The organism is Agaribacillus sp. DX54 (assembly GCF_056858335.1).
Genome location: NZ_JBXEQE010000025.1, coordinates 1 through 19,913, shown reverse-complemented (window position 1 = coordinate 19,913; position 19,913 = coordinate 1). Strand labels below are relative to the sequence as shown.

At 42.1% G+C, this 19,913-nt stretch carries 15 protein-coding genes and 1 pseudogene; 5 read left to right on the top strand and 11 right to left on the bottom strand.

The genetic code is table 11. The annotated features are described in order from the left end of the window. Positions 1-104 precede the first annotated feature (104 nt). Positions 105-932, top strand: a complete 828-nt coding sequence (locus tag AC04NP_RS21930; protein ID WP_482862093.1) for a hypothetical protein — start codon at positions 105-107, stop codon at positions 930-932. Between the two features lie 123 nt (positions 933-1,055). On the opposite strand, the gene AC04NP_RS21925 is transcribed toward AC04NP_RS21930, so the two are convergent. The 11 genes and pseudogenes from AC04NP_RS21925 to AC04NP_RS21875 all read right to left on the bottom strand — a co-directional run bounded on the left by AC04NP_RS21925 (position 1,056) and on the right by AC04NP_RS21875 (position 10,914). Further along, positions 1,056-2,975 carry a T9SS type A sorting domain-containing protein gene (locus AC04NP_RS21925; protein ID WP_482862092.1) on the bottom strand — a complete coding sequence of 640 codons (1,920 nt, stop codon included), beginning with the start codon at positions 2,973-2,975 and terminating at the stop codon, positions 1,056-1,058. Between the two features lie 133 nt (positions 2,976-3,108). Beyond that, positions 3,109-3,780, bottom strand: coding sequence for a DJ-1/PfpI family protein (locus AC04NP_RS21920; RefSeq protein WP_482862091.1), 672 nt, complete (start codon positions 3,778-3,780; stop codon positions 3,109-3,111). Continuing rightward, the gene (locus tag AC04NP_RS21915; RefSeq protein WP_482862090.1) at positions 3,753-4,349 is read right to left on the bottom strand and encodes a DUF6624 domain-containing protein; all 597 of its coding nucleotides are present in this window, start codon (positions 4,347-4,349) and stop codon (positions 3,753-3,755) included. The genes AC04NP_RS21920 and AC04NP_RS21915 overlap by 28 nt, the downstream gene beginning before the upstream one ends. A gap of 162 nt (positions 4,350-4,511) precedes the next feature. Then, complete coding sequence (locus AC04NP_RS21910) at positions 4,512-4,874, bottom strand: hypothetical protein (RefSeq protein WP_482862089.1); 363 nt, start codon at positions 4,872-4,874, stop codon at positions 4,512-4,514. 63 nt (positions 4,875-4,937) lie between these two features. Further along, a complete protein-coding gene (locus AC04NP_RS21905) occupies positions 4,938-6,281 on the bottom strand; it encodes a DUF3526 domain-containing protein (protein ID WP_482862088.1) in 1,344 nt (447 codons plus the stop codon). Next, entirely contained in the window at positions 6,278-7,732 is a 1,455-nt protein-coding gene (locus AC04NP_RS21900) for an ABC transporter permease (RefSeq protein ID WP_482862087.1), read from the bottom strand. Before AC04NP_RS21900 ends, AC04NP_RS21905 begins: the two co-directional genes overlap by 4 nt. Then, a complete protein-coding gene (locus AC04NP_RS21895; protein WP_482862086.1) occupies positions 7,733-8,161 on the bottom strand; it encodes a TonB-dependent receptor domain-containing protein in 429 nt (142 codons plus the stop codon). It abuts the gene before it with no gap. Continuing rightward, on the bottom strand, positions 8,086-9,576 hold the full coding sequence (locus AC04NP_RS21890; RefSeq protein WP_482862085.1) for a TonB-dependent siderophore receptor: 1,491 nt from the start codon (positions 9,574-9,576) through the stop codon (positions 8,086-8,088). The genes AC04NP_RS21895 and AC04NP_RS21890 overlap by 76 nt, the downstream gene beginning before the upstream one ends. Before the next feature lie 6 nt (positions 9,577-9,582). Beyond that, positions 9,583-9,645, bottom strand: a pseudogene (locus tag AC04NP_RS21885) (hypothetical protein); the annotation flags it as partial. After that, on the bottom strand, positions 9,645-10,214 hold the full coding sequence (locus tag AC04NP_RS21880; protein ID WP_482862084.1) for a carboxypeptidase regulatory-like domain-containing protein: 570 nt from the start codon (positions 10,212-10,214) through the stop codon (positions 9,645-9,647). The pseudogene AC04NP_RS21885 and the gene AC04NP_RS21880, both read right to left, overlap by 1 nt. Before the next feature lie 4 nt (positions 10,215-10,218). Further along, positions 10,219-10,914, bottom strand: a complete 696-nt coding sequence (locus AC04NP_RS21875) for an ABC transporter ATP-binding protein (protein ID WP_482862083.1) — start codon at positions 10,912-10,914, stop codon at positions 10,219-10,221. Between the two features lie 1,119 nt (positions 10,915-12,033). On the opposite strand from AC04NP_RS21875, the gene AC04NP_RS21870 reads away from it, so the two are divergent. From AC04NP_RS21870 to AC04NP_RS21855, 4 genes are all read left to right on the top strand, one after another. Further along, on the top strand, positions 12,034-14,952 hold the full coding sequence (locus tag AC04NP_RS21870) for a TonB-dependent receptor (RefSeq protein ID WP_482862082.1): 2,919 nt from the start codon (positions 12,034-12,036) through the stop codon (positions 14,950-14,952). A gap of 19 nt (positions 14,953-14,971) precedes the next feature. Then, positions 14,972-16,183, top strand: coding sequence for a DUF4876 domain-containing protein (locus tag AC04NP_RS21865; RefSeq protein ID WP_482862081.1), 1,212 nt, complete (start codon positions 14,972-14,974; stop codon positions 16,181-16,183). A gap of 162 nt (positions 16,184-16,345) precedes the next feature. Next, a complete protein-coding gene (locus tag AC04NP_RS21860) occupies positions 16,346-17,860 on the top strand; it encodes a DUF6850 family outer membrane beta-barrel protein (RefSeq protein WP_482862080.1) in 1,515 nt (504 codons plus the stop codon). After that, a partial coding sequence (locus AC04NP_RS21855; protein WP_482862079.1) for a HEAT repeat domain-containing protein occupies positions 17,796-19,913 on the top strand: 2,118 nt, incomplete at its 3' end. The genes AC04NP_RS21860 and AC04NP_RS21855, both read left to right, overlap by 65 nt.

Here is a 19,913-nt window from a genome sequence, read left to right as displayed (position 1 = left end):
GAAGGCCACTACCGGCTTTATTAAAAAAAGCTATCTTTGGTTACTAGTAAAACCAGATATGCTCCCTAAGCTTATCTGCATTGTTGTAGAAAATTAAAAAACCGATGCCGGATAAAAAAGCAAAAAGGATTTTATTCAAATACTTCTGGAAGAACGGTTGGATAGACGCCAAGGACAGAGAAATATCAAAAGAGGATTTTGAATATGCTAAATCCAAAGGTTTAATGTTCGACCCTTTAACAATACACCACGATAAATGTATCGAAGAAATTTTATTGATTAGCAATAATATTAGTTCCGAAAATGTATCAAAAGCTTTTTTGACAAGCTTATCTACAAAAAGAATCGATTTACGTTCTTCGTTGTCAAGTTATTTTCTGGCTAACCAATTTATAAAACATACATATACTCCGATTATTTCGGGCACATCCTACTTAAATGAGGAACCTGTCTCTCATACTTATACCTGCAAAATATGCAAAGAAGTTCTGTATGGGGTTATCGGAGATGAAAATTACGAAAATTCAGATTTGAACATACTAAACTTCGAAAGATTAAAATGGGGAGGAGTTAGACATGGCGAATTATTATATATTCTTTTCGATTTACAACAATTTATGAGAGAACAGATTCAAGAACCAACAGAAGAAGATATTGATTTATTTAAAAATATGCTAAGAGTTATTGAAACATCCAATGCTAATGATTATCCAAGTAAGCTGGAAGCCCGACTGAAAGATGTTTTGAAATCAAGCAAATCCGAACGACAAGTACTGATTGAAATCTTAGCCGCAATCGGGATATTAAAACCTAAAAGTTATGACAGACCTATCAAGGGAAAAACGGATTGGACTTTTGTTGCATACTGGAGAGGTGAGGATAAATACGATTTAAAAACTGTTAACGAATATTTCGGGAATTATATAAGTTAAAACCGGCAAGAGACGTAACACGCTGTTATTTGAACTGACAGTTTAAATCTGCCCGGATGATTCAAATTGCAACGCTCCCCCCGGCCTGAGGTCCTTCCTATCGTTCCTAGCCTACATTCTCGATCATTCATCGATTTTCAATAACCTTCCGCTGGCTATCCTCGACCCATTCGATAAAATTTTAATGAAATAAACAGCGCCTCCAAGGTGGCTTATGTCTATTTCCGAAACAGTCTGATCCAAACCCTTTTGATAAACTAACCTTCCGAGATTGTCATAGGCAACAAGTTCTACTTTGTTGGTAAAGTCTATCTCGTCCAGGAAGACGATCAATTCGTTCTGTAACCGTAATGGATTAGGATACATCTTTAAAAGCGCTTTTTCCTCCTTGTGGCCAGTTTCAAAATAGTTTTTTAAAGTGCTTATTCGCAAGGATGAACCCCCGCTGTTCCCAGCGTATATCCTTGCTTGAAAGACTGTAGCACCGGTGCGTAAGAGGGAGGCATCGGCGACCAGGACGGAGGTAGATGCCGAATGGGTATCGGCTATAACATTTCCATTTACCTTATAGTTGATCGTATTCGCTACTCTTTCGATCCTTAAGGTATCTCCTTCGTTAAATTTACCAAGATATGTTCTTGTCGTATTTTCTCTTTTCCACAGGTTCCCATTGCCCCTGGAAAGTTGGAAACCATAATTAATAGTTTCTAAACTATCATTTATATTGTCGACAGACAAGCCAAATACCAGATCTGTTTTCATGGAGTCCAATAGCACCATTTCAACCCATCCGTCTGTGTTAGATGGAATACTATCGACAGACTCGGCACCACTGTTTCCCCATCCATATCTTGCTGTTTTGACCAGGTCATCACCTACTTGCACTGCGCCGTTAATATTGGTCCAAGTGATTGGCGTCCCTACTACAAGTGCAGTTGTACTAACCATTAATTCGTTAGAATAGGCTGAATTTCCTATTGTATTGTAAGCCCTGACACGATAGAAATAAGTAGTGGAAGCTGAAAGACCAAGGTCAGTAAACGAGGTAACATTAGCGGCCACAGACGCGATCGAATCGTAGCCACTACCTGCCACGAGAGATCGCTCTATCGTAAAACCGATTTCATTGACAGCATTATCACGCCATTCAAGTTGGATTGTGGAAGCGCTTTCAGAGATGCTCGATAATTGACCAGGGGCATTCGGAATGGTATCGGCTATGACACCGGCTTTAGACTTGGATAGTAACCACTCATATAAGTTAGGACTATAATTCGAGTTGTCTATTTGGTAAACCGGGGTAACAATATTATGCCCTGCTCCTTCAAGAGGCGTAAATTTAAGTTCCACTGATGCGTCACGGGGGCATGCTCCAACGGCATTGAACATATTCAGCCCTGAGCTATACCTTGTTACTTCGTCATTGGTGCCATGAAAGGCCCACACGGGTATTTTTTTATCGGCTATTGTACAAGCCTTCGATAGATTGCCCCATGCGGCTACAGGTGCAATAGCGGCAAACTTGTTAGGGGTGTTCCTGTCATATGCCGCTTCCCAGGCCCCATTTCCACCCAAAGAATACCCTGTTAAATAAACCCGGTTTGTATCTATTCTATAGTTTGAGTCATTTAAAATATAATTCCAGAAGGGTTCCTGGCTAAATGCTGTCCAATTTCCGGAAGATAACTGTGGGGAAAGAAGTATGAAGCATTCTTCTGCCCCATTCACGGTAAAGCATAAACTACCCTGAACCTCTGCATGGCGTGTGGGGCTGGTTCTGGCTTGATTGGAGATCTTGTACAGATCTGAAGATCCATTGCCCCTTTGTCTCCGTCCATGGAGATATACTAACAGGGGATATTTTCTTGTGGTATCGTTATCATATCCGGGTGGTAGATGCTCCAGGTATCCACCGACCCTGCCCAGGTCTATGGAAATGGGTGTATTGTGAACCAATTCAGCATTGGAGTTTTGGCTATGGACAGTGAATGTTAAACTGAAAAATAGAAGGCAAATTACAGGGACAAAGTAGGTTTTTTTCATTTTAATTGGGAGATTTTCGGTTGTAAAGCTGATAAAAATGGTAAAAAGCCAAAATTTAAGATATCTTCCTAATAATAGCCAGCAAAAATGTTCAAATTTTCTTTTTAGGTGGGTCGTAAAACATCATGTTGTGCTATTCGGCTACAAAATTGTCGTTATCTTTATTCTCAGTCCAGTTATATTCAATTTCTTGAGCAACTTTTCTGGCGAAACCTATGCCGTGCCTATCCGCCAGGAACCCCAATGCCATATCCATTCCTGCACTCACACCTGATGAGGTATAATATTTTCCGTCAATTTTCCATCTCGCTTTTTTGTCCCACTCCACGTTAGTACTTTGAGATGAAACCCAGGAAAAGGCCCTCTTATTGGAAGTAGCTTTTTTGCCGTCCAAAAGTCCGGATTTGGCAAGAAGTGCACTACCCGTACAAACAGTAAGTACATAATTACTTGTTTGAGACAGTTCCTTTATTTTGTCTATAAGCAACAAATTATTTACTTCCTTTCTTGTACCCAAGCCACCGGGTATTAAAATTATTTCGGGATGATTACCGATAGTTTCCAGTTTTTCCGTCATAATAGGAACGCTGTGTCTGTTCGTTATGATTCCACCTTCCAGCGAATAAAACCTGAGGTTGTAAAGATTTACCAGTCGACCAAAAATTTCTGCCGGTCCGAAAACATCCAGCGTTTCATAATCATTGAACATAATAATGGCGATCTCCATAGTATTTTCTTTTCTGGTATGGTTGTCTTTATTCCGGGCATTTACATTACTTACTGCCAACCAACCCTTTTTTTCCATTTCTCAATTTCCTGTTTCCTTTTTTCAAAATCTGCCGGTGGTGAGTGATTTTCATCTTTCGCTCGTCTTCTCATAATTGCTGTCTGTTCTTCAAGTGTGTTAAGCCCGATAGATTTTCTCCTTTGATCTACCTGGGTTAAGTCATCAAAAAAATTTGGGCTTAATTCCCCGTTTTCATCCCAGTCAAATTGCGTACCATAAAGTTGCGGCTTATCCTCAAACACAGCTATCCGGTCAGTCAGATAAGCGAAATTTCTCAAGGTTGCTTTATCTTCGCTAACTGCATTTTCTAATAATTTCAAACACTTCTTCATAAAGGCAGGCTTTCCGATTGAATGTTGTATCACCAACCAGGCTGCTTCATTGGCTTCCTGTCCCACTTTGTCAATTGTCGGATAACCGATTGTGTCGATGATTTCATTTAATAGCTCCGCATGGCTGTTGTGCAATTTCTCCATTTCTTCGTTATACCCTTTTCCAAGCTCTCCGTTTTTAACAAGTCTGTCCCGAAGTTCCAGGTCCGCATTTTTCAATCCAATTATTCTTTCAGCAAAGCCTTTGTAATCCATGCTATTATTTGTGTTGTTTTAAATACTGGCTAACGCTTATCAAAGTACGAATTTTCTAGTGGAATAATGCCATTTCTTTGTCATTTTCTCTTTCTTCCGGAAGTAACTGACAAATAAGCAAGTTGGCTCATTGAGCTTATTGATTGTTAGCTGCTTTAATATTCAGGTAATGAAGTCAATAAGTATTCCAAGCAAAACCGTTGTGATAATGGCAGAAAGCAAACCTAAGGTGTAGGATAAAAGTCCTTTAAAGTAGTTGGCTATTTTTCTTCCATCAAAAAATTGTCCTATTGCCCACGATACATAAATGAAACCAATCAAACCACCGATAAACAATAATCCTAAGTCGGTCAATGCTTCTATAACGCCGAAAAGGGAGGATATCAACATGACCATTCCGAACACGAACAATATTAAAATAAGAATTTCAAAGAAGTTATAGGCGTATTTCCGAAAAATGATTTTAATCCAAAAGGCCACAAAATACTGTGGATAGCTTCTTCTAAACTGGAACCCATTATGCATGTTGGAATTCTTCCCTCATCCATTGACCAAAGCGTAAGTGCTTTTGTCACCTTTCCAACAACCTTATAAACGCCGTGCTTTCGGCATGGAAAGCAATACCATCAGTGCTGTTGCCAATAATAATGGTAATATGGTCCATAATGGGTTGGCATCGGTATTTGTTTGATAATACGTTGGTGTAAATTGTTTCCAATCAATGGATTCGGCTTTGTGTTGCTCAAATATCTTTGGGTAGAAAAACAGCCGCAGTTTTTCATGAAAGGCTTCTGTTGCCCTTAGAAAATCCATGTGTTGCTCTAAGCTTGTACCTGCCAATTGATTAAATGCCAACTGCAAATGCATGTTCGGTACCATCGATGCCATTTTCCTACTTTTTTGTTCCCGTAATTCGATCTTGTTGACCAAGGCCTCGCGTTCGTTTTTTGAATCGTCATCACCCATTTGTTGCATGGCGTAGTACCATAGCCAATTGAACCCGTCTGTCGGATATCCATACTCTTCGAACTGCGGGTAATGAGCATAAAACTTTTGAATGGTGAGCAGCTTATCCGTATCCCATTTGGTGTGATAGCCATCGCGCTGAGCAATGGCAGCACTCAATGCTTCCGGTACAGGGTGTTTTGACGACACATAAGCGTTGATTCCTGCGGGCAACAAAATAAGCATCACCAACCAAATCGAAAGGAGCAGCAGTGCATTGAATCCGGAAGATTTTTTGAAACCGATGACAAAAAAGGAGAGTGCAAACCAAAAAGTGACATACAGCAATGCCAGTATAAACATCAATAGAAAATGTGTATTAAACGGAATGTCAAGTACAACCTTTGCTATTAAAAACAGTAGTACCAAAACACCGAACAACAGCAATAGCCGTATAAATAGTTTGGCAAGTACAAACCGTAATTTTGATTGGGCTTGAATGGCGACCAAACGCCAGGTGCCAGTCTCAGTTTCCTCTGATATGGCATTGAACGTAAATACAATGACCAATAATGGAAGCAGATAGATCAACACAAAGGAAAGGTCGAGGTTTCCCGACTGCAAATTCATAGGATTGACCAAATCAGTATCATATTTTTGTGCTTCAAACGTCTTAATAGTGATGCGTTTTACCACAGGATTCATATCTGCCTGGCCTATGGATAATCCTGCCAGCGGGTTTGAAGAATTGATAAAGGCAAACTTTACATAATAAAGCAGTAGCCCCAAATCATCGTTGTGCAACGTAACATGCCGTTCAAAATGTTGTTCCTGATAGGCTTTTACCTCGGCAATTGCTTCTTGTTGTCGAATGAGGTGCCGATTTCCGATAAGAATTCCGACCAAACCTAAAACCGTGATCAATACCAAACTGATACGTACTTCTTTTGATCGTATGCACTGGTATAAAAACAAGCGATACTTCATAGTGCTTTTGCTTTTTTTGTGGTGAATACTATAAGCCAAAAAGCGAACAACAACCATAAAATCATGGAAATCACAGATGGCAGAGCCGCTTTAAATGCGTTGCCAAAAGCCATTGGCTTGTGATGAAAATCGGGAAATTCCTCCCAGTGCTCATGACCGACCACATGGGTTTTTCCTTCGGAACCACTTTCCTTTTTTGGACTGATATACGCCATTTGCAGCTCGTTCATTTTTTGGGATAACTGGTAGCGATACGTATCAGCCTGCTCTTGAAAATCAACATAACTTGAAAAGTCCGTTCCCGAAAAGGTCATCGAAAGTTGTTTGATGGCCATATACGGGTTGACCAGGGCCATAAATCGAGTAATGTTATTTTGGTTTTGATAAATGTTCAATAGATTGGCGTGGTGCTTTTTATAAAGTGTTGAGCTGATTTTTTCTCCTTCACGCATTACAAAACCGGAATAGTTGAAAGGCAAATCAGTCACTTTGCTAACGTTATGCGCAGATAATACAGAGTCTCGCAATTGATTATAAAATGGATCATCGGGATTGTGGCTATCGCCCTTTTGAATTTCTTCTTGCTCGATAGCCGACTGAAACGCCAATTTTGAAAGAGTCGGATGCCAATAGTTTCCCAGGGCCTGGGCTGATTTAGGCAAAAGAATGACCAACAGCAACCAAATTCCCAATAAACGTAAGAGCGCATTCTTTGTAGTATTGCTTCCTGCTGAAACTACTATGGTAGTGGCTGATACAATAAACAGGAAAACCATGTACCCCACTCCTATCGCCAGCAGCCGCAACCAAAGATGATCGCTTTCCACCACACCACCATAGCTGATGAGGGCTGCAACTACCATCAATACTACCGGAGCTAAAAATAAAACGGCAATTCCAAAAAGCCCGAGGGATTTACCAAACAGGATTTCCAACCAGTTGGCACCCTGGGATAAGACTATCTTTAAGGTGCCGTTCTCCTTATCTCCCGCGATGCCGGAAAATCCTATAAAAAATAAGATCAATGGAAGTACCAGTTGCAAGAGCAAGGCCAGGCTTAACTCCCCGAAACGCAAGGTCCCGGTAGAGAAAGTGGCGTCGGAAAAGTTGACGCTATTCTGCCTATGGGCTTCTAAAAAAACCGTATTTCCCGTAAAACTTTCCAATCCGTAATCGAACATACCCAAAGGCGGATTCACCCGAAAAGCAAAGGTGCCGAAATGCGCCATGCGGTGCGGATGCTTATCCGGGTTAGCTTCCCAGCTCTGTCGTGCTTTTACCTGATGGGACTTTCGAATATCCTTTTGGGTAATATGGCTTTGAATACCGCTAACGGCAGCATAGGCCGTTAGCAGTATAAAAACGACATAAAGAAAATAAAAGGTTTTCGGCGTAGTCGCATTGCGCCAAAAATGCCATGCAAACAAACGCAAGTTCGCCCATTTCATCATTTAAAATTTATAGGTTGTGGTAAATAGTACATTTCTCGGTGCTCCCGGGAACAACCTAAAGGCGTTCAATGCCCCGGTCCAATAGGTTTCATCGAACAGATTGTTCACCTTGAAGGCTATTTGGATGTTGCTACCGGACGGTCGATAATAGAGTGCTGCATCAAAAACGGTATATTCAGGTAGCAATAAACGGTCATGATACCATGAGAATCGGTCGCCGCGATACTCAACGCCCAGCCCGGCCCCAATATCTTTCAAAGCCCCGTTCATAAAATCATATCGCGCCCATAAATTGGCGCTGTGTTCAGGGGCACCCCCTACGCGCTCACCAACCAGGCTCGGGTCGTCATCTTCTACAATTTCGGATCGATATAGGCATACGAAGCGTTTACCTGTAGATTGGGAAATACATATCCCGAAAGATCCCATTCAAAGCCACGGCTTTGTTGGGCCCCGCGTTCCACCAATAAATCCTCATAGTTGGGGTCTTGTAACAATAGGTTTTTCTGGTTGATTTCATATACGGCCAGATTCATAGCCAATTTTCCACCAAAGAATTCCCCTTTCGCTCCAAATTCAACCAAATCACTCTCCAACGGATCAAACTCAGCAGGAGAGCTCGCCCAAAAGAAATTTTCGGTTGCCGGCGATAAAGTGACCGTATTGGACTGTGGTTGAAACCCCTCAATATACGTTCCGTACACACTGATGTCGTCCGTGGCTTCATAGGTAAGCCCGATTCTTGGAATGAAAGCTTCATTCGTAAACCTTTCTTCGTCGTTCGATTCATTGTCAAAAATATCCTCGAACCACTCATAACGGAGATTTACCAAAGCCAAAAATCTTCCTATTTTAAATTGGTTCTGTACATAAATACCATTTGAGGTGGTAAGATTTGCAGGAATGGCAAATTCCGAGATCACATAGTCCTTTACCACGCGTATGGTGTTTTGCGGATCGGTAAGGTCGTAATGCATTACATTGGGTTTTGGTGCGGTGAGCCCATTGATTTCAATGGTTTGAAAATCGGCCGCTTCAGCAGGATCAAAATTACTTACACTACCATCATTTCTCAGATAGCGACGGGCCGAATTTTGCCCACCGCCTATGGTACGTTCCCACCAGCTACCGTCATATCCTACCAATAACTTGTTGGTGACTTTGTCACCTTGGAAATCGAAATTAAAAAAAGCATTAAAGTTGTCGGTGATCCAAAACTGTTGACGCTCCACGTAGCGCATGGCCGCTAAGGTATTGATTGGATTTCCTTCAATATCAACAGCGGCATCATTCACGGTCCGATGTTCCGCAAGATCTTCCTCCCATGTTTGCTTCATATAGGAAGCATTGAAGCCAATATTTTCTTTGATCTGTTTTGTGAAGTTACCCATTACCATAAACTCCCTTGACTTAAAAAAGTCGTTGTTGGCGCCTACGTTTAATGAAATTGGTGTGCTATTTAAGTCAAACTCCCCATTGATCGCACCGAAAATGGGTTGTCCCCGGTCTATGTTTCCTACCCCGTTGCTAAAGATCATTTCTACATTCAATGCCGTGGTGCTATTGGGCGAAAATGTAATGGAGGGTGTAATCAGCAAAGCATTGTTTTGTACCAAATCCCTGAAAGACTTCGCTTCCTGTACCGCTGCATTAAACCGATACAATAAGGTTTCGGAGTCATTCAACGGTCCGGTAAAATCCATGGTAGACCTCAGGGTTTCAAAACTTCCCACTGTGGCACTCACTTCATTTCTTTTCTCTTTTAAAGGCTTTTTGGTGACCATGTTAATGGTACCCCCCGGGTCGACACTCGAAAAACTGACCGAAGAAGGTCCCTTGATCACTTCTATTCTTTCAATATGTGAGGTGATGGGCTGGAGAAAGTAATATTGTCGCGTGCGTAATCCATTGATTACTTGTCCTTCTTCTGCCTGGGTGGTACCCCTTTAAAATGATTATAAAATGCTGTAGAGGTGACACTACTGGCGGCCTTGACCGCATCCGCCAACTGAAAGGCCTGTCGGTCATTGATCAGTTCCTTGGTGATTGTCGATACCGCCTGAGGTAACGCTTTGTTCTTGATCGCGACCTTGGTCGATGAAAAAGAATAATCACTGTTATAATCTGTTCGTGCGCGACCAATCACTTCTACACTTTGTAGTTGTTCTGTTCCCTCTTTCAGTCGGAGCGTACCAATATCAAAAGAAGAACCCTCATTGATCTCATAGTTGTTCTTATAGGGTTGGAATCCCAAATATCGAACCTCGAGCGCATAACTCCCGGATGGCACATTGATTTCGAACCTTCCATCTGCATCGGTCAGTTGGCCGAACATATTATCGGTATTTTTTAAGGAAACCGTAGCCCCTACAATCGGGATATTCTGTTCGTCGACGACAGTACCCGTAACCTTTACCTGGGCAAACGAACTCCAACTGATGATTGTTATAAATGTGCCGGATAGTAATCTAAATATATTCATTGTGTTAAATGGTCTTTAGATATAAATCCTGCAATTCACTTGCACCAATGGTGTTTGTATTTGATGTATAAACCAACCTGCCTTCTTTCATAATACCGATTTTCGTGCCCACATTCACAGCATTGAAAATGTCGTGAGTGGCCATAAAAATGGTTTTACCATCTCGGCTTAATTCCTTGCAAATCTTAGTGAATTCAAGGGTTGCTTTGGGATCTAAACCAGAGATAGGTTCATCCATAAAAATGTAATCGGCGTTTTTGGAAAGCGCAATGGAAATACCCACTTTTTGCCGCATTCCTTTGGAGTAGGAAGCGAGTTTGTCTTGATGAGCAGCTTCTTGAAGTCCTGCCTTGAGGAGGAAATCGGACAACTCAGTATTCGAATATTTAAAACCCGCCAGCCGGCTAAAAAAATTGAGGTTCTCAATACCTGAGAGGTTCCCGTACAATTGAACGACCTCAGGAATATAGGCAATCATTTTGGTTGTGGTATTGCCGTTTGGTTTTACTGCAATACCATTCAGTAATGCTTCACCACTAGTAGGTTGAATCAGCCCAAGAAATAAGTTTATGGTTGTTGTTTTACCAGCGCCATTTTGACCGAGTAAATAAAAAATTTCGCCCTTTTCAACCGATAGATTCAGTTGACAAAGCGCCTCATGCTTACCATATTTTTTGGTAAGATCGATAGCTTCCAGCATATTTTGAAATGTAATTGTTATTTACTAATTAATGTATTGCGATATAGGAAATGATTCCCTATTCAGGCCCTTAGGCAGTATAAGAGTTGCCAATGGCCGTCTATGTAAAAAAGGAGTAATCAGACTTGGGGTGGGCCTCGCAGGTGAAGCTGTTCCCTAGAAATAGCAAAAAGTATTTCCGTTATGTTTTGATCGGAACAATAGGAAAAACTATCTAAAGGAAGGATAAAGACACTTTGAATGTACAGTTGCTGATCAAAGTAAAAATTACAGATTTGACAATCCGAGTTGCCTTCAACAGTAATATTAGCAGGGTTGCCAATGTCAATTATCGCAGTATGGTGAACGTGCGTTTGAGCGTGAAAAGCCAAAACCAAAGGCAAGCACAGTATATACACTGCCAACATGCCTGCTGCTATTTGGATTTTGTTTTTCACGCTTGCTAAATTATTGTTTTCACCCTATATCCTAAATTGATTTAGGAATATTCGGGTTTCAAGTTACCCAGTATAATGAAAGTCTAACTCCCAAATTTGGAATTGGGGCTTTTATTTAACCAGACTGCTCAAACTAAACTAAAAACTATTCTTCAAGCTTTACCTACCTCATTGCTATACCGTCAGTTGTAACACTGTAAATATTGAAACTCGCAAAAGAAAATCAAATAATACCGGGGCTTTCCCGATACCATATTCGGGTACCTACCTGAGAAAACCCCCCATATAAAAAACTGAGGCCGTTCAAATTACTTTTGAGACGGCCTCTTTTATCTGTGGCATTTCAAATGCTCCAAAATATTTAAAATAGATTCACGCTCCTTTAACTAATCAGGTTTTAGGCATCTACAATTCTTTTAGATATGACAATCATGTAGTATCAGACATTTTTACCCTCCTGAATAAGCAATACCCTCTACCTATTATTTATGATGGTTGAGGACAATTTGCAGACTAAAAATCGCTCAACACACTGCAAATAAGGCTTTTAGTCAACGGCCCGAATCATAACATTTTAGGATTGATCAAGATATTCGATACTTCTAATTTAGGGTCTTAAAATTGGATGGCAGACACCTGCCCGATTCTTTCAAATTGAATGAAACTACAAATCACATTTTTTATGCTTATAGCATTTGTCTGTGGTATAAGTTTTCCAATGTCATTTGCTGCAACAAGGGGTGTTTTTGGTGGTAAAGTAATCGGAAAAAATGACGGACAAGGTATTGGGAATGTCGTGCTATCCGTCAAAGAGCTGAATATTTGGCAGATAACCAATGAGCAGGGTGATTTTTTATTTGAGCATGTAAAACCAGGGCAATACACCTTACTTGTGAGCTGTCTGGGGTATGCCCCTCTCGAGAAAACGATAAATATTACAGGCAATTCTACGGATCAAGTCATCCAACTAGAGGTCACATCACTGAGTCTTGAGGAGGTAATAGTTACCGCCAAAGAACAGGAATTGGGCTCGGTATCTGTCATCGAGCAATCGGCGATGAACCACCTGCAACCAAAAAGCATGTATGATATAATGCAACTACTTCCAGGCCATCTTTCGGAAGAACCTGATCTGGCAAGACCAAAACAGTTGAAAATCAGGGAGGTCGGGTCTATTTTCAATGATCAGGTTATCACTCAAAATCCAACGAGCGCCCTTGGGGCAGCAGTCATCATCGATGGCGCTCCATTATCCAATAATTCAAACATGCAGGTGCTTTCTACTGCCAGAGCCGGATCGTCTCTGCAAGATCCGACAGGTGCAACCACGTCATTCGGATCTTCTTTTGAAGTACCCAATGTAGCTGGCCGCGGCATAGATATGCGAGCACTTAGCACCAACAATATCGAGTCTATCGAAGTAATCAGGGGGATTCCCTCGGTAGAATACGGAGATCTCACATCCGGCGCAATTATCGTGAAAACAAAAGCGGGTAAAACACCCTATGAGGTACGGTTGGCCATTGATCCTGAAACCAAGCTGCTTTCGGTTGGCAAAGGGTTTGCCGTAAAAAACCAGGGCGTTATGAATATCAATTTTGACTACACCTCTGCCTATCCGGATGTCCGTCAGAAATATGAAGGCTACCAGCGAGTGACTGCTAACCTCGGATATTCCAATACATTTTTTCAGAAAAGAAAGCCCCTGTTATTCAACATGAGACTTGCATTGCACACAACAGTGGATGATGAAAAGTCAGATCCTCAGTTGAGAAGAAATGAAGTGATCACTGCAAACAATGATGGCCTCAGAGCTGCTATTAATGGTAAGTGGTTGCTCAATACCAAATGGATTACCAACCTTTCGTATAACTTTTCTGCCAGTTATGCCCATCAGCACGACTACCTCAGGAAATTAAAGACAGTTACCGCCGGTACAATGCCTTTGGCAACTTCGTTCACTGAAGGGGAACACGAAGCACAGTTCCTGCCCGCAGAGTACTACTCAGAGCTGACAGTCGACGGGAAACCGTTTAACCTGTTTGCCCAGGTCATGGGCAACCTGTCATTCAGCAGACCACAGATCACCAATAACATTGTGTATGGGGTTGAATGGCGTGCCAATGGTAATAATGGCGATGGTAGAATTTTTGACCTGAATTATCCGCCGGTAATTAATGCGATAAGTACTATCCGGCAAAGGTCTTACAAAGATATTCCCACACTTCATACAATGGCCGTTTTTGCCGAGGACAGGTTCATAATTCCACTTGGAAATACGCAATTATCAGGTCAGGCCGGTTTGCGGCTCACAGGCATCCGGGCAAAGGGCATCAGTTCGACAAATGCCACAACCGCCTGGGAACCCCGCATTAATCTTTTGTATCAGTTGTATGACAATCCCCGCAACAAATTCTTAAAACATTTTGCCATCAGGTTTGGCTATGGTATCGCCGCCAAAATGCCAACCCTGATACACCTGTATCCTGATAAAGCATACTTTGACGAAACCAGCCTCAACTACAAAGACGAGGAAAACCTAGACGGATCACTGGCGGTATTGACCACAAAAATTGTCGATGACACTTCAAACCCTGATCTGAAACCGGCCATCAACAGAAAATATGAAGCCGGATTGGACTTCTCATTCGGCAATATCACCGCTAACATAACGGGTTACTATGAAAGGCAAACCGGAGGATTTGGCATCAGCAACGAGCTCGTGCTCTTTGAACACAGAGCGTACACAGTAACCGGCACCGGAAGACAGCCTTACCTGGTCGAAGGAGAGGGTGTTTACTATTACCAGAACGGACAGCCTGTCCAGGCCACCTATAACATGGATACATCGTTTCAGTTTTACAGGATGCCGATCAATGAAAATGTATTGATCAAACAAGGAATTGAATATATTATTGACCTGGGCAAGGTAAAGGCCATCAAAACGAGCTTCGTTGTCGATGGCGCCTGGATGTACACCAAATCATATAGTACAACTAACCAGTATTCGCGGGTAAATTCCGGATATCAGGGCAGACCGTTTCCTTACGTTATGGTGATGCCGGACGAAACTACCATCAGACAACGACTCACCACAAGTGTGCGATCCATCACACATATACCGGCCATCAGGATGGTCCTTTCCCTGACCGGCCAGATCATATGGATGGAAAAGAGACAATATCTGTATGAAGATGAAGAGGGTAATACCCTCGTGTATGCCACCAAAGACAAAGAAAAGATCGAGGTAGATGATGTACACAACTACCGGGGTGATGGCGTGGCTAAAAACGTAGCGCCGATAGGTTACATCGATAGAGCGGGAAATTACCATGAGTGGAACCCCGAATTGTATCTGACACAGCCTTACTACAGCATGGTTCAAACCTTTCCCGACCATTATTTTGTAACAGAAAGTTTGCCGCCCACTGTTCAGTTTAACATGAGGCTTTCCAAGGATTTTACCGATAATCTCCAGGTAGCTTTTACGGCCAATAACTTTTTGAATATGAGGCCATTTCACAAATCAAGGCGCTCAAGTGGATATATCCGTCGAAATTTCTCACTCTACTTTGGCGCAGAACTAAGAATGAAAATTTGATAAACTATATAATAAACATATGAAAAAGGTAATACAATCTCTCATTGTCCTGTCTGTTGTATTGTTCGCAGGATGCGATGATGATGATACGGAAGTCGCGGTAAAATATGAAGTGAATGTAACGGTCGAATATCCGGAAGGATATGTAGAAACGCTTGCAGCAGGAGTAGAGGTAAAAGCCCGGCAGCTAGCCGGTGGTGATCCGCTCTCAGCCATGACGGATAACGCCGGTGTGGCCACATTTAATCTCGAAGCCGGGGAATATAATTTTAGTGTAGTTCACGAAACCGAAGAATTTGCCTTCAATGGCGTATTGGATGGACAAAGCATAGCTGAAGATACAAACCTGTCTATCACCTTCACGGCTGTCACACTCGGCGGGGGACTTGTCTTCAAAGAGATTTACTATACGGGCTCAACAACCCCTGAGGATGGCAGGTACTTTGCCGATCAGTTCCATGAAATATATAATAATTCCGATGAGGTCATCTATCTCGATGGGCTCGGTATCGGTGTGTTGCAGCAATCGAGCTCTTCCGAGAATGTATGGGTGGATGGCGAGGGTAACTTTTTGCCGGAGTTGCCGCTTAATGGCTATGTATGGTATATACCCGGAAATGGCACAGATTATCCGTTGGAGCCACGTACCAGTATCATTATCGCCCAGGATGGTATCGATCATAAAACTGATCCCGACGGCAACCCCGACTCACCGGTAAACCTCGGTAATGCTGACTGGGAAACCTATTGCGGAGATATAAATGACGGCAGAGATGCCGATGCAGCCGGCGTGCCCAACCTGTCGCTGATGTTTGCGAACTCGACAACCTTGGTTGACTGGCTTCACCCTGTTTTTGGCGCAGCGGTAATCATCTTTCGTTTGCCAGAAGGTATCGATCCTGTTGCATGGGCAAGCGATCCTGATAATTCATTAACCAGACCGGGAAGTACATCTTCCAGGGAATATCTGATGGTGCCAAAAGACTATGTGATCGATGCCGTTGAGGTTGTACGGGTTGAAGCAGAAAGGCAGTTTAAAAGGTTGCATGATGAATTGGATGCCGGCAAAGTATGGTCTTCTGATACTTACATCAGTAAAGGTGTAAGAAGGAAGGTAAAGCAAATCATTGATGGAAAAGTGATTTATAAAGATACCAATAACTCTTCTGAGGATTTCCTGGGTGACCAAACACCCACTCCAGGTGTACATCCAACAGTAGTAGATAATTAATTATTAGCTAATAAGTTGTACGCTTACCCGTCAATCTCAAAAAGAAAATCCTCACAGGCCCGGAAGGTTTGTGACGGCTTTCTTGAATTGATTGAATAATCATTTCTCTATTACTACATGGCATTTCTACGGGCAAACTTTTGTATTATTTTTCTTTTTTGGATGCCTGTGCCGGATTGTCTGGCCGGCCATCCTGCTGATACAACTGTTGTATTCGACAATGTGTCCGTAGTGCCGGTGGCCAATGATGTCTGGTGGTTCACTTCTAATCCTGTAAGCATATCTATGACACCTTTTGTGCCTTACGGTGAATTAAATTTCACGTATTCAGAAGAAAAAGGTAATTACAGAAGGCCAACGAAACCTGAAAATCTCAATTACTTCAATGTCCGTACCGAAGGATATGCCAAAACCGATAAATTGTTTTTTTATGGAAATATGGGCTACCGGTATGGAAAGGAGCTGGCTCTGAAGTGGAACAATGTGTCCTTTATTTCTGAAAATAATCCTTTTGCCATTGCTGACTCTTCGGGTGGAAACTATGAAAATGAAATTTATTCACTGGAAGGGGTACTTTCTTCAAAAACCACTGAAAGTGGGATGAAATGTGGAGTCGGAGCAAGGTATGAGGTTGGACATAAAACCAATCAATCCGATCCACGACCACTTATTCAGTCAATGAGAAGTGCGATTGTGCCAGGGGTGGCGGCTATGCTGAATAATTGGGAAATTGGCGCTAACCTGACGGCAGAATACTTTAAAGAGGAAACAGACTTCACTGTAATCAATCAGTTTGTCAACCATCGTTATTTCAGATTTAAAGGGCTGGGACAGTTTCAGGGAGCAACAGATGACTTCTTCTCCCGCAATTACCAGGGACGCCGGCTGGGCGGAAGTCTCCAGACTGCCTACCGGACCGCTTCATTTGTAAACCTCCTCGATTTAAGCGTCAGCAGCATTTATGAACGGGCGCAGGAAGGCGCAACGAACTCGAGGTACCTGGCAGGTGATTATGAAGACCTGATCTTAGCATTGAATGATTATATCAGGATTAACAGATACAATAAGACCCATGAGCTGAATATTACAGTCCAATTGTCAAAAGTAGATGGCATTTGGCATGACCAGCGCGAAGAGACTGCAGAAGACGGTACCAGGTATTGGGTGACATACAACAGTTCGATAAAGTACACCAGAGAGCATTTAACATCGGCTGTCGAATACGCTCTGACAACGATTGAAGATAACCTACCCGGTATCAGGGTAAGCGCCAGGGCCGAATATCAGCGCTCCAGGACAAGATACTATCCGGAACTATACTATGAAGACATCGACAACCTCCGGGTATCAGTTGATGGGCAAAAAAACTGGTATGCCGGTTGGTGTAATCTGTCGCTGAGATTGGTTTCATCTTACAGACATAACCTTTCCGGGGACTTTTACTCAGAAGGAGAATTGAAATACTTCATCGCACAGCCGGAATACAACTATCCTACAACAAATCTGATCGCGGTTGATACGGACTTAAAAGTGGGATTTCCCAGTTTATGGGGTGGTAAAGCATTGCCTTTCATATCCCTTGGCTACGAATATCAAAGTGTATTAAACAACAATGAAAATTATAAAAATGGAGATAAAAGAACGATTGGACAGATCCGGGCCGGATTTAACTTTTAATATGAATCATATTTTCTGCTACATAGCGGTGTACAGTTTGGCTTTCCTATTTATTGCCAGTTGTACGAGCCCTTCCATTGAACCGGGATTTGCTATCATTATTGATCAGGAAAGTTATAAAGAAGCTCAGGCAGAGGTTGAAGGGTATGCTGCAGCAATAGAAGCAGATGGTCTTAAGACAGTAGTTATTATTGATAAATGGGGTCAGCCCGATTCGATAAGGGCAACACTGATGAAATTGTACGCGGATAGTGATCATCCAATAGAAGGGGCTGTTTTTATTGGTGATATTCCCATACCGATGATCCGCGATGCACAGCATCTGACCAGCGCCTTTAAAATGGACCAGATGAGATATGCATGGGAAGATTCTTCGGTACCCTCAGATCGTTTTTATGATGATTTTGACCTTCGGTTCGACTTTATAAAGCAGGATTCGATTCATAATAACTATTTTTATTATTCCCTGAGAGCAGATTCCCCACAGAGGCTGCAACCCGAGATATATACCGGTCGAATTAAACCATTTGAGAATTCAGATAAATACCTGCATCTCAAAAAATATCTTAAAAAGGTAGTAAAAGCCAAGTCCGGGTCAAACCCTCTTGATAAACTTCTGTTTTTTGGCGGTCATGGATATATCTCAGAATCTCTCCTGGCTCGCATGGATGAAAAAGTCATGCTTCATGAACAGTTTCCAAATTCAAGGGGTCAGCAAAATGCAATCGGGTACATCGATCATAGCATGGATGAACATGTAAAAGACAGACTGGTATCTGAGCTTCAACGGGATGATCTCGATATGGCCATCCTGCACCATCATGGGGCTGATGATACTCAATATCTCAACGGCATGCCAAAAGTAGATAACGTAAACAAACAGATAGATGGCGTAAAATACTACCTGAGGTCAAAAATGCGATCTGCCAAAAGGCGTGGGAAAACAGAATCCGAGGCGAGAAAGTATTATATGGATAAGCTCGGGGTTCCTGCCGGATGGTTTGAAGACAGTTTTGATCAGGAAAAGATAACACAAGACTCGCTTTATAATGCTGACCTAGATATTGCCATTCAGGAAATCGGAAGTTTTAATCCCCAAACACGTTTTATCATGCTGGATGCCTGCTTCAATGGCTCGTTCCATCTGGATAGTTGCATTGCAAGCGCTTATCTTTTCCATAAAGGAAATACCATTGCCTTACACGCTAATACGGTAAATGTATTGCAGGATAAGTGGGCCAACGAATTGACCGGATTGCTTGCCCTTGGCATGAGCGTAGGTAACTGGTCAAAGCATGTTTCTTATCTTGAATCGCATATTATCGGCGATCCTACATTCAGGTTTCATGCCAGTGAATCCGGAAATGATTTAAACATGGCCATTCATCAAAAAGCCGGAGAAGCAGCGTATTGGATCGATCAACTTCGATCCCCATTACCTGAAGTTCAGTCCTTAGCGCTTTTCAAGCTTTTCGAATTAGAATATGACGGACTTTCGGAACTACTTCTGTTCACCTTTAAAAATAGTCGATATGCAACAGTACGAATGCAGTGCTTAAAGCTTCTGTCCACCTTCAATGATGAGAATTTTATTGAATGCCTGAAATTGGCATGTACTGATTCCAATGAATTTATACAAAGACAAGCGATTTACCTGATCGGTCAGGTTGGATCGGTCAGGCTTTTACCAAAGCTGTTGGCCATAGCCATGAGGAACAATACTGCTACCAGGCTGGAATTCAATGTTAAACAGGCCTTGAGTGTGTTTGCCAAGGATGAAGTACTGGCGACTTTTGATTCTATGTTTGACTCCTTGAATCATTTTACCAAACCTGACATGGTTAAAGATGCCATCAGGCATTCACTTGAATACAATACCGGGAGATGGGAAAAGAATGCAGCCGAACTGGCAGATACTACTTTGACTGCCAAAAAAAAAATGTTCAGGGTTCGCTTGTTGAGGAATTACAATTATCATCCTGACGTAGAAGCATTTTGTAAGTTTGCCAAGGAATGTGATAAGGAGGATTTGCAAATAGCCATGGTGGAGGCT